At 73.3% G+C, this 11,719-nt stretch carries 10 protein-coding genes; 1 reads left to right on the top strand and 9 read right to left on the bottom strand.

All coding sequences use genetic code 11. From position 1 onward, the window contains the following. Window positions 1-13: 13 nt before the first annotated feature. From ybeY to hrcA, 9 genes are all read right to left on the bottom strand, one after another. Window positions 14-508 carry an rRNA maturation RNase YbeY gene (gene ybeY / locus OG286_RS26805; RefSeq protein WP_396323225.1) on the bottom strand — a complete coding sequence of 165 codons (495 nt, stop codon included), beginning with the start codon at window positions 506-508 and terminating at the stop codon, window positions 14-16. A gap of 14 nt (window positions 509-522) precedes the next feature. Further along, entirely contained in the window at window positions 523-1,659 is a 1,137-nt protein-coding gene (locus OG286_RS26800) for a PhoH family protein (protein ID WP_396323224.1), read from the bottom strand. Window positions 1,660-1,856: 197 nt separating this feature from the next. Then, the gene (locus OG286_RS26795; protein WP_396323223.1) at window positions 1,857-2,780 is read right to left on the bottom strand and encodes a ribonuclease Z; all 924 of its coding nucleotides are present in this window, start codon (window positions 2,778-2,780) and stop codon (window positions 1,857-1,859) included. Between the two features lie 5 nt (window positions 2,781-2,785). Then, on the bottom strand, window positions 2,786-3,139 hold the full coding sequence (locus OG286_RS26790) for a histidine triad nucleotide-binding protein (protein ID WP_396323222.1): 354 nt from the start codon (window positions 3,137-3,139) through the stop codon (window positions 2,786-2,788). 67 nt (window positions 3,140-3,206) lie between these two features. Beyond that, window positions 3,207-3,878 carry an RDD family protein gene (locus tag OG286_RS26785; protein WP_396323221.1) on the bottom strand — a complete coding sequence of 224 codons (672 nt, stop codon included), beginning with the start codon at window positions 3,876-3,878 and terminating at the stop codon, window positions 3,207-3,209. Between the two features lie 134 nt (window positions 3,879-4,012). Continuing rightward, on the bottom strand, window positions 4,013-7,324 hold the full coding sequence (locus tag OG286_RS26780) for a PDZ domain-containing protein (RefSeq protein ID WP_405365822.1): 3,312 nt from the start codon (window positions 7,322-7,324) through the stop codon (window positions 4,013-4,015). A gap of 113 nt (window positions 7,325-7,437) precedes the next feature. Next, window positions 7,438-8,187 (bottom strand): 16S rRNA (uracil(1498)-N(3))-methyltransferase, encoded by a 750-nt coding sequence (locus tag OG286_RS26775; protein WP_396323219.1) that lies wholly within the window; start codon window positions 8,185-8,187, stop codon window positions 7,438-7,440. 76 nt (window positions 8,188-8,263) lie between these two features. Then, window positions 8,264-9,403: a molecular chaperone DnaJ gene (gene dnaJ, locus OG286_RS26770; protein WP_396323218.1), complete on the bottom strand. Its 1,140-nt coding sequence runs from the start codon at window positions 9,401-9,403 to the stop codon at window positions 8,264-8,266. A gap of 75 nt (window positions 9,404-9,478) precedes the next feature. Next, complete coding sequence (gene hrcA, locus OG286_RS26765; RefSeq protein WP_396323217.1) at window positions 9,479-10,513, bottom strand: heat-inducible transcriptional repressor HrcA; 1,035 nt, start codon at window positions 10,511-10,513, stop codon at window positions 9,479-9,481. A 260-nt stretch (window positions 10,514-10,773) separates the two neighbouring features. Here hrcA and htpX point away from each other — a divergent pair, with 260 nt between their 5' ends. Then, on the top strand, window positions 10,774-11,694 hold the full coding sequence (htpX, locus tag OG286_RS26760; RefSeq protein ID WP_396323216.1) for a zinc metalloprotease HtpX: 921 nt from the start codon (window positions 10,774-10,776) through the stop codon (window positions 11,692-11,694). Window positions 11,695-11,719 lie beyond the last annotated feature (25 nt).

The following is an 11,719-nucleotide window of genomic DNA, read 5'->3' as shown; positions in this document are numbered from 1 at the left end:
TCGGGCTCCGCGCTCAGTGGGTGGTGGGGGCCGGCGAGATGCCGCCGAGGCCGCGGCCGGCCCGCCAGCCGTCGAGGATCGCCTTCTGGAGGCCGAACATCTCCTCCTCCTCGTCCGGCTCCTCGTGGTCGTAGCCGAGCACGTGCAGCACGCCGTGGACGGTGAGCAGCTGCAGCTCCTCGTCCATCGAGTGCTGGGACGGGGCCGCCTTGCCCTGCTGCTCCGCGACCTCGGGGCAGAGCACGATGTCGCCGAGCAGGCCCTGCGGCAGCTCCTCGCCCTCCTTGCCGGGGCGCAGCTCGTCCATGGGGAAGGACATCACGTCGGTGGGGCCCGGGAGGTCCATCCACTGGATGTGCAGCTCCTCCATCGCCGCACCGTCCACCAGGATCACGGACAGTTCGGACTGCGGGTGGATCCGCATCTTGTCCAGTGCGTAGCGGGCGACGTCGAGGATGGCTTCCTCATCGGCGTCCCAACCGGACTCGTTGGCGATGTCGATCGACATGACGGGCTGGTTACTCAGCTTTCGGTGCGATGGGACTGGCGGGGTGCGCGCGGTGCGGCCGGCTTTCCGGGGCGCCGCTGGCCGGGCTTGCGGGAGGGCCGTGGTGCGCCCTCCTCGGCCTCCTGGAGGGCGTCCCAGCGCTCGTACGCGTCCACGATCCGGCCGACCAGCTTGTGGCGGACCACGTCGGTGCTGGTGAGGACGGAGAAGTGGATGTCGGGCACGTCGGCCAGGATCTCCTGGACGACCTTGAGACCGCTGCGGGTGCCGCCCGGGAGGTCGATCTGGCTGGTGTCGCCGGTGACGACCACCCGGGAGTTGAACCCGAGGCGGGTGAGGAACATCTTCATCTGCTCGGGCGAGGTGTTCTGGGCCTCGTCCAGGATGATGAAGGCGTCGTTGAGGGTGCGGCCGCGCATGTAGGCGAGCGGCGCGACCTCGATGGTGCCGGCCGCCATCAGGCGCGGGATGGAGTCCGGGTCCATCATGTCGTGCAGCGCGTCGTAGAGCGGGCGCAGGTACGGGTCGATCTTCTCGTAGAGGGTGCCGGGCAGGAAGCCCAGCCGCTCCCCCGCCTCGACGGCCGGGCGGGTCAGGATGATCCGGTTGACCTCCTTGGCCTGGAGGGCCTGGACGGCCTTGGCCATCGCGAGGTAGGTCTTGCCGGTACCGGCCGGGCCGAGGCCGAAGACGATCGTGTGCTTGTCGATCGCGTCGACGTAGCGCTGCTGGTTGAGGGTCTTGGGGCGGATGGTGCGGCCCCGGTTGGACAGGATGTTCGCGGTGAACACCTGGGACGGCGCCGGGCTGTCCGGGTCGTCCACGGCGCTCCGGAGCATGGCGATGGAGCGCTCCACGGAGTCCTCCGTCAGGGGTTGGCCGGTGCGCAGCACCAGCATCATCTCGTTGAAGAGCTGCTGGACGAGGGCGACCTCGGCGCGCTCTCCGGTGGCGGTCACCTCGTTGCCGCGGACGTGGATGTCGGCGGCGGGGAAGCCCCGCTCGATCACCCGGAGCAGCGAGTCCGCGGTGCCGAGCAGGGTGACCATCGGGTGCTTCTCGGGGATGACGATCCGGGCGCTGGTGCGGCCGTCGTCCGCCGGTTCGGGGCGCGACTGTCCGTTCGTACGGGTCTGCGATGTGTCACTCATAGGTCGGCGCTGGGCCTGCCTCATCCCATCCGTGTCTCGTGGGCCGCTCGGTCTCTCCGGGGCACCAGGGTACGCCGCGCACGTGATCGCTGCGGCGGGCGGCGGGGCCGCACCCGACGATGCTCCGGCAGATCGCGGGGCGGCGCGAGCGGTTTTCCGCACCGTTCACGGGCCGCCCACGGCTCCGCCCCGTCCGGTCACGGCCGGCGCCGGGGCGGGACGGGCACCCTGGCGAGGTCCTCGGCGAGCACGATGGTGCCGTCGAAGTGCTTGCGGGCGTCGGCGAGGTGCTGGCCGAGGTCCGGGTAGCGCTGCGAGAAGTGGGTCAGCACCAGGGTCTGCGCGCCGGCCTCGGCGGCGACCTTGGCGGCCTGGCCGGCGGTCAGGTGACCGTGGTCCTCGGCGAGCCGGACGTCGGCGTCGGTGAAGGTCGACTCGATGACCAGCAGGTCGGCGCCCTCGGCGAGTTCGTGGACGCCCTCGCAGAGCCGGGTGTCCATCACGAAGGCGAACTTCTGGCCGAGCCGGGGCTCGCTGACCTGGTCCAGGGTGACGCGCACGCCGTCCACCTCGATCGCGCCCCGGTGCTGGAGCCGGCCGACGTCCGGCCCGGCGATGCCGAGGGCGGCGAGGCGCTCGGGCACCAGCCGGCGGCCGTCCGGCTCGGTGAGCCGGTAGCCGAAGGACTCGACCGGGTGCGAGAGCCGGACGGCGTCCAGCGCGAAGCGGGCACCGGGGACGGGCAGCGGGCCGCGCTCCTCGATCGGGCGGGGGCGCAGCACGGCCGTCTCGTGGTAGGCGGTGGCGTACCGCAGCCGCTCGAAGTAGACCTCCCCGGACGCCGGGAAGTAGACGTCCACCGGCTGCGGGACGCGGTCCAGGTTGATCCGCTGGATCACCCCGGCGAGCCCCAGGCTGTGGTCGCCGTGGAAGTGCGTGACGGCGATCCGGGTGATCTGGGTGGCGGAGACCCCGGCGTGCAGCATCTGCCGCTGGGTGCCCTCGCCGGGGTCGAACAGCAGTCCCTCGCCGTCCCAGCGCAGCAGGTAACCGTTGTGGTTGCGGTGCCGGGTCGGCACCTGGCTGGCGGTGCCGAGGACGACGAGTTCGCGCTGGGACACGCCGGTCAGACCATGCGCTCGGTCATCGGGATCCCGCCGAGCACGTGGACGTGGGCGTGGAAGACGGTCTGGCCCGCGCCGGCGCCGGTGTTGAAGATCAGCCGGTAGTCCTTGATGCCCTCGTCCTCGGCGACCCGGCCGGCCTCGGCCAGCAGCTCGCCGGCGATCTGCGGCTCGGCGGCGGCCAGTTCGGCGGCGTTCGGGTAGTGGACGTGCGGGATGACCAGGACGTGGGTCGGGGCCTTCGGGGCGATGTCCCGGAAGGCGAGGATGCGCTCGGTCTTGCGCACCACGGTGGCCGGGATCTCGCCGGCCACGATCTTGCAGAACAGGCAGTCGGGCTGCGGCTCGCCGGCCATCGGGGTCTCCTCGCGGTGTCTCACGGTGTCGTGTCGCACGGTGTCGGTCGGGGCGTACGGCCGCATGCTAGCCGAGCCGGCCGGTCGCCTGCTGGTACTCGCGCAGGTGCTTCCAGCGGACCACGCGGACCGCGAGGACCTCGCCCTCGTCCTCGAAGTCCTCGGTGAGCAGCGAGATCGCGAGGATGACGAAGCCGATCATCCAGCGCTTGGTGAGCCGCCAGGTGTGCGGCCGGCTGACGTCCTTCTTGCGGATCACCCGGAGGGCCATGATCCCCTTGCCCACGCTGAAGCCGGTGAGCCGGGCGAGCAGCACCTGGTTGACGTAGGAGACGCCGAAACCGACGCCGAGCAGGGCGCCGAGGTAGGCACCGCCGTGGACGGTCTTCGGACCGCCGGCGGCCTTGGCCGCGACGAAGCCCAGGGCGACCGCGAGCAGGCAGTCGATGACGACGGCGGGGAAGCGCCGGAAGCCGCTAGCCTCCTTCGGCCTGGGCACGTGCCCGGCGTAGGGGTGCTGCTGCCCTTGGGGCTGCCCGCCGTAGGGGTTCCCGTGGACCGGCGGCCGGCCGTAATGCGGCTGCCCGTACCCCGGCTGGTGCCCGTACGGCTGTTGCCCGCCGTACTGCGGCTGCTGCCCGTACGGCGGTTGCCCGTACCCCGGCTGCTGCCCGTACCCCGGCTGCTGCCCGTACGGCTGTTGCCCGCCGTACTGCGGCTGCGGATAGCCCTGTGCCATGTGCTCCCCCGTGAGCTGTCGATCGGCCGACGATCGGACTTGATCAAGAACAGCCCCGCATCCTACCCAGCCCCGGCGTGGGAGGCCGTCCGGACGGCCTCCCACGCCACAGCGCTGCGCGCGGCCTCCGGCCGCTACGCCCAGGGCAGCGGCGGCGCCGTCCTGGCCGGGCTCCCGGCCAGCGCGGCCAGGGCGATCCGGACGCCCTCGGCGAGCTGCGGGTCCTCCCCCGCCGCGTGCTGGTGCGGCGCGATCGGCACCTCGACGTCCGGGTCGACGCCGTGGTTCTCCACGCCCCAGCCGTAGCCCTCCATCCAGAAGGCGTACTTGGGCTGGGTGACCAGGGTGCCGTCGACCAGGCTGTACCGGCTGTCGATGCCGATCACCCCGCCCCACGTCCGGGTGCCGACCACCGGGCCGATCTTCAGTGCCTGGATCGCGGCGTTGACGATGTCGCCGTCCGAGCCGGAGTACTCGTCGGCCAGCGCCACCACCGGCCCGCGCGGGGCGTCCGCGGGGTACGGCACCGGGCTGGCGATGTCCCGGGCGACGTCCCAGCCGACGATCCGGCGGGCCAGCTTCTCGATCACCAGCTGCGAGGTGTGGCCGCCGCGGTTCTCCCTGATGTCGACGATCACGCCCTCCTTGGCCATCTCCGACCGCAGGTCGCGGTGGATCTGTGCCCAGCCGGCCACCTGCATGTCGGGGACGTGCAGGTAGCCGAGCCGGCCGCCGGACAGCTCGCGGACGGCGGACCGGCGGCCGGCCACCCAGTCGTGGTAGCGCAGCGGCTCGTCGTCGGCGAGCGGGACGACCACCGGGTGGCGCTGGTCGGTGCCGTCCTTGCCGGCCACGGTCAGCTCGACCGGCTGCCCGGCGGTGCCGGCCAGCAGCGGCGCCGGGCCGGTGACCGGGTCGACCGGGCGGCCGTTGACGGCGAGGATCGCGTCGCCCGGGCGGACGGCGGCGCCCGGCGCGGCCAGCGGCGAGCGGGCCCGCGGGTCGGAGGACTCTCCGGGCAGGATCCGGGCGATCCGCCAGACGTCGCCGTCCTTGACCAGGTCGGCGCCGAGCTTCCCCTGGCGGCGGGCCGCCTCGGTGTGGACGCCGTGCGCGATGACGTAGGCGTGCGACGTACCCAGCTCGCCGTGCACCTCCCAGAGGAGGTCCACGAGGTCGTCCTTGGAGCCGAGCCGCTCCACCAGCGGCCGGTAGCGCGCCAGCACGCCGGCCCAGTCGACACCGGCGAGGTCCGGGCGCCAGAAGTTGTCGCGCATCAGGCGGCCGTTCTCGTCGTACATCTGCCGCCACTCGGCCTCCGGGTCGACGGTGACCCGCAGCCGGGCGAGGTCGACGTCGATCTCGTCGTCCTCACCGGCCGCCTTGTGGTCGGCGGGGACGATCCGCAGCTCGCCCTCGTCCAGGACGGCCAGCCGGGAGCCGTCGCCGCTGACCGCGAACCCGTCCAGGCCGTCGACCAGTTGCTCGGCGCGGCGCTTGCGGAAGTCGAACCGCTCCAGCGCCGGGCGCGGCCGCTCGTCCTCCAGGGAGGCCGCCTCGTCGCCGAGTTCGCCGATCAGCGGGATCCTCGTCCAGAGCACGCCGTCCTTGGCCGCCTTCAGCGAGCCGAACCGGCCGCCCTCGACCGGGAAGGGGATGATCCGGTCGGCGATGCCGTCCAGGTCGACCCGGGTGGCCGGCGGAGCGTCGGCGGCGCCCTCCTCGCCGTCCGCCTTCTTGCCCCTCGGCTCGTCCTCCTCGCCGCCGACCGGGCGACCGGCCCGCTGCGGCCCGAACGGGGACGGCGTGTCGGCGGCCAGCGTGACCAGGTAGGGGCGGCAGCCGTTGGGGAACGACAGGTCGAAGACGTGCGAGTCGTAGACCGGGTCGAAGTTGCGCACCGAGAGGAACGCCAGGTGCTTGCCGTCGGCGGTGAACGCCGGCGAGCTGTCGAAGAACCGTGCCGGGGTGACCTCGCCGACCGTCCGGGTGGCCAGGTTGGCCAGCGCGATCTGCCGCAACGAGAAGGCGCCCAGGCCCGCCGCCGGCTGCGACCAGGCCAGCCAGGCCGAGTCCGGGCTGAACGTCAGCCCGCTGACCTCGCCGTCCGTGCTGAGGGCCAGCTCGTGCACGACACCGTCGGCGAGCGTGACCAGCAGCACCCGGCCGTCGTGCGAGCCGACCGCCGCCTGCTTGCCGTCCGGCGAGACCACCAGGGCGCGGACCCGGCCGAGCTGCCCGGCGGCCAGCCGGCGGCGCTCGGCGCCCAGCACGGCCGGCGCGTACTCCAGCGCGTCGTCGCCCTCGGCGTCGGTCACCCAGAGCACGCCCTGCCCGCTGTCCTCGCCCGGCACCACCCGGGCCAGCCGGCCGCGCACGCCGGGCGTCTCGTCCAGCACCCGGGCGGGACCCTCCCGGTGGGTCAGCCAGTGCACGGTGCCGCGGACCACCACGGCGCCGGCCCGGCCGGTGCGGTCGGGCGCGGCGCTCTCCAGCCAGTGCGCGGCCGAGACCGGGCGCGGCCGGCGCCCGGCCCGCGGCCCCGCCAGCCGGACGTCCAGCCGGCGCGGCCCGGCGCCGTCCGGCCCGCCCGTGCCGTCCGGATTGTCCGGGCCGTCCAGGTTGTCCAGCAGCCAGAGGTCACCGGCCCGGTGCCAGACCACCCGGGTGCCGTCGGTGGCGGCGTTGCGGGCGTAGAAGCCCTCCGGGGAGGTGGTGTGACGGCGCAGGTCGGTGCCGTCCGGGAGGCTGGAGTACAGCTCGCCGACGCCCTCGTGGTCCGAGAGGAAGGCGATTCTGGACGCGCCCGGCCCGCCGACCCAGAGCGGGGAGTCGAGCTGTCCGTCCAACTCCTCGTGGACGCGGACGAACTCGTCGCGGCCGATCCAGAGCTTGCCGGCCTGGCCGCCCCGGTACCGCTTCCACCAGGCCGGGTCCCGGTTGTTCGCCGAGACCAGCAGCACCCTCCCCCCGCCTCCGGCCGGGGACGCCCCCGTGCCGTCCGGCTCGAACGCCAGGCCCCCGACCGGCCCGTACGGCAGCCGGACCGGCTCGCCGCCGTCCAGCGGCACGGCGTGCGCCCAGGTGCGGCGCAGGGTGGCCTGCCCGGCGGTGGTGGTGGCGATCGGGCGGCCGTCGGCCGTCCAGCCCTGTACCTGGGTCTGGTCGCTGCCCCAGTACGTCAGCCGCCGGGACGGGCCGCCGTCCACCGGCGCGAGGTGCACCTCGGGCGCGCCGTCCCGGGTGGAGGTGAAGGCGATGTACCGCCCGTCCGGGGAGAACCGCGGCCTTCGGACCGGGACGTGGTCGGCCGTCAGCCGCCAGGCCCGGCCGCCGTCCAGCGGGGCGAGCCAGACGTCGTTCTCGGCCACGAAGGTGACCAGGTCACCGTGCAGATGCGGGTGGCGCAGGTAGGCGCCGGCAGGGGTGCTCGGAGATTCGCTCACATGGTCAGCCTAGGCAGGTCCGCACACGATGCACCCGGGTTTTCCGCAACAGGCGACCCGTGTGGGGGACACCCCTCCACGCCGCCGGGGCGCGCGGCCGCGAGCCTGGCGGCTCAGCTCCAGCGGCCGGTGCGGCCCAGCAGGAGGGCGCCGGCGGCCACGCCCGCCGTCGAGGTGCGCAGCACCGACGGGCCGAGCCGGTACGGCCTGGCGCCGGCCTCGGCGAAGGCGGCCAGCTCGTCCGGGGAGACCCCGCCCTCGGGGCCGACCACCAGCACGATGTCCCCGCCCGCCGGCAGGGCGGCACCGGCCAGCGGCTCGGCGCCCTCCTCGTGCAGCACCGCGGCGAGCGCGGCACCGGCCAGGACGGGCGCCAGCTGCCTGGTGGTCACCGGATCGCGGACCTCGGGGAAGCGCAGCCGGCGGGACTGCTTACCCGCCTCGCGGGCGGTGGCCCGCCACTTGGCGAGCGCCTTGGCGCCGCGCTCGCCCTTCCACTGGGTGATGCAGCGCGAGGCGGCCCAGGGGATCACCACGTCCACGCCGACCTCGGTCATGGTCTCCACGGCCAGCTCGCCGCGGTCGCCCTTGGGCAGCGCCTGGACGACGACGATCCGCGGCGACGGCTCGGGCTCCCGCCGGACGGCGGCCACCGTCACGTCGACGGCGTCCTTGCCGTGCACCGCCGCCACCGTGCCGTCCACGCCGAGGCCCAGCCCGTCCGCGAGGGTCACCGCCTCGCCGGGCTCCAGCCGCTTCACGGCGGCGGCGTGCCGCCCCTCCGGACCGTCCAGCCGGACCACCGCGCCGGGGGCGGCGGTGGCGAGCTGCGTGGTCTCGACGACGAACACGGGCGCGGTCATGGGGTTCCCTGAGGTCTCTGTGCGGTGGAACGACGGCGCCCGGTGACCCCGTCCGGGTCACCGGGCGCCGGTGCGGTCAGCGGCCGTTGAAGGCGTCCTTCAGGCGGGAGAACAGCCCCTGCTGGCCCGGCGCGAACTGGCCCGAGGGCCGTTCCTCGCCGCGCAGCACCGCGAGGCGACGCAGCAGCTCCTCCTGCTCGGCGTCGAGCTTGGTGGGCGTCTGCACCTCGACATGCACTATCAGGTCGCCCCGGCCGCCGCCGCGCAGGTGGGTGATGCCACGGCCGTGCAGCGGGATCGACTGGCCCGACTGGGTGCCGGGCCGGATGTCGACCTCCTCCAGCCCGTCCAGGGTCTGCAGCGGCACCTGGGTGCCGAGCGAGGCGGCCGTCATCGGGATGGTGACGGTGCAGTGCAGGTCGTCGCCGCGCCGCTGGAACACCGTGTGGCTGGTCTCGGCGATCTCGACGTAGAGGTCGCCGGCGGGGCCTCCGCCGGGGCCGACCTCGCCCTCGCCGGCCAGCTGGATCCGGGTGCCGTTGTCGACACCGGCCGGGATCTTGACGGTCAGCGTGCGGCGGGCGCGGACACGGCCGTCGCCGGCGCACTCCGGGCACGGGGTCGGCACGACGGTGCCGAAGCCCTGGCACTGCGGGCAGGGGCGGGAGGTCATGACCTGGCCCAGGAAGGACCGGGTGACCTGGGAGACCTCGCCCTTGCCGCGGCACATGTCACAGGTCTGCGCGGAGGTACCGGGGGCCGCGCCCTCGCCGCTGCAGGTGGTGCAGGTGACGGCCGTGTCGACCTGGAGTTCCTTGGTGGTGCCGAAGGCGGCCTCCTCCAGGGTGATCTCCAGCCGGATCATGGCGTCCTGGCCGCGCCTCGTCCGGGAGCGCGGGCCGCGCTGGCCGGAGGCGGCGCCGAAGAAGGCGTCCATGATGTCGGAGAAGCCGAAGCCCGCCGCGCCCGCGCCGAAGCCGCCCGCACCGCCGCCGTTGGGCGACAGGGGGTCGCCGCCGAGGTCGTAGACCTGACGCTTCTGCGGATCGGAGAGCACCTCGTAGGCGGCGTTGATCTCCTTGAACCGCTCCTGCGTCTTCGGGTCCGGGTTGACGTCCGGGTGCAGTTCGCGTGCCAGGCGCCGGAACGCCTTCTTGATCTCGTCCTGCCCCGCATCCCGCCGGACGCCGAGTACCGCGTAGTAGTCCGTGGCCACCAAATGCTCCGCTTGTTCCGCCTGTTGAAGTGCTTGCGACTGGTACCACCATCGGATGTCCGATGGTGGCCGTTCCTACGACTCGGCCAGGATCTGGCCCACGTACCGTGCCACCGCTCGCACCGCCCCCATTGTGCCCGGGTAGTCCATCCGGGTCGGACCGATCACACCCAGCTTGGCCACGCTCTCGTCGCCCGAACCGTAGCCCACGGAGACGATCGAGGTGGAATTGAGCCCTTCGTACGCGTTTTCCCGGCCGATCCGGACCGTCATCCCGGCGTCGGCCGTCTCACCCAGGAGGCGGAGCAGGACGACCTGCTCCTCCAGCGCCTCCAGCACCGGCTGGATGGTGAGCGGGAAGTCGTGCCCGAAGCGGGTCAGGTTGGCCGTGCCGGCCAGCATGATCCGCTCCTCGTTCTGCTCGGCGAGCGCCTCGAAGAGCGTCGCCAGGACGGTGGTGACGGCCGGCCGGTCGGCCGCCTCGAACTGGGACGGCAGCTCGTCCAGCAGCTCCGGGACGTCGGGCAGGCGCTGCCCGACGGCCCTGGTGTTGATCTTGGCGCGCAGGTCCGCCAGGACGGTCTCGCCGACCGTGCCCGGGCAGTCCACGAGCCGCTGCTCGACCCGGCCGGTGTTGGTGATCAGGACGAGCATCACCTTGGCCGGGGCCAGCGCCACCAGTTCGATGTGGCGCACGGTGGACCGGGAGAGCGAGGGGTACTGGACCACCGCGACCTGCCGGGTGAGCTGGGCGAGCAGCCGGACCGTCCGGGCGACCACGTCGTCCAGGTCGACCGCGCCGTCCAGGAAGTGCCGGATCGCCCGCCGCTCGGGCGCGCTCATCGGCTTGACCTCGGCCAGCCGGTCGACGAACAGGCGGTACCCCTTGTCCGTGGGGATCCGCCCGGCGCTGGTGTGCGGCTGGTGGATGTAGCCGTCCTCCTCCAGCGCCGCCATGTCGTTGCGGACGGTGGCCGGGGACACGCCCAGGCTGTGCCGCTCCACGAGGGCCTTGGAACCGACCGGCTCCTCGGTGCCCACGTAGTCCTGGACGATGGCGCGAAGGACCGCGAGCTTGCGGTCGTCGAGCTGGCGGACCTCACCGGCCATGGGGCACGCACCTCCGTCTTCGCACGTTGTCCGATGTGACATGTGTCCGTGTGTCTCGCTGCGGACCCCACTGGCGGGCCCCGGCTTTGGCACTCTGAACACACGAGTGCCAGAACCGTACCTGCCAGTGTAAGGCCCGGGTCCGACGGCAGGAACGGCCCGGCCACAGTGATCCTGCTTGCAGTCCGCGGCGCGCGGGTGATGCCCCGCGCCCGTCCGGGTGGCAGCATCGATAGCGGACGGCGAACAGAGGAGCAGAGATGTCGACCTCGGGCCAGCACACCCGCTTCGCACCGGACCGCGGCCTGACCGGCCGGATGGTCGGGACGATGTTCGTGATCGGGCTGTTGTACGTCGGTTTCACCGGTCTGCTGATCGCACTGCTGCGCGGGGCCTGGCCGCTGATCGTGCTGATCTCGGGCGGGCTGTTCGTCGCGCAGTTCTGGTTCAGCGACAAGATCACCGAACGGGCGATGGGCGCCCACCGGGTCACCCCGGAGCAGTACCCCCAGCTGCACGGCACCGTCGACCGGCTCTGCGCACTCGCCGACATGCCCAAACCCCGGGTGGCGGTCGCCGACAACGACATGCCGAACGCCTTCGCGACCGGCCGCAACCCCCAGAACGCCGTGGTCTGCGTCACCACCGGGCTGCTGCGGCGGCTGGAGCCGGAGGAGCTGGAGGGCGTGCTCGCGCACGAGCTGTCGCACGTCGCCCACCGGGACGTCGCGGTGATGACCATCGCCGGGTTCCTCGGGGTGCTGGCCGGGGCGATGACCCGGATCGCGATGTACGGCGGCTTCATGGGCGGCGCCCGGAACAGCAACGACTCCAACGCCGCGATCGCCGCGCTGGTCATCCCGCTGGTCTCGGTCGTGGTCTACGCGATCAGCTTCCTGCTGACCCGGCTGCTCTCCCGCTACCGGGAGCTGGCCGCCGACCGGGCGGCCGCCCAGCTCACCGGCCGGCCCAGCGCGCTCGCCTCGGCACTGACCAAGGTGACCGGCCAGATCGCCGCGATCCCGACCAAGGACCTGCGCCAGGCGCAGGCGTACAACGCCTTCTACTTCGCCCCGGCGCTGAGCGCCCGGGACGCCGCCTCGCAGCTGCTCTCCACCCACCCGCCGCTGGAGCAGCGGCTGGCGCAGCTGGCGAAGATCTCGGCCCAGCTCGGCCGCTGAACCGCCTCCGGCCGCCGGGCCGCTC

It is taken from the genome of Kitasatospora sp. NBC_00039 (assembly GCF_045160625.1).
Taxonomy (GTDB): domain Bacteria; phylum Actinomycetota; class Actinomycetes; order Streptomycetales; family Streptomycetaceae; genus Kitasatospora.
Note: the sequence above shows the minus strand (reverse complement) of the source record. Positions and strands in the feature narration are given on the sequence as shown.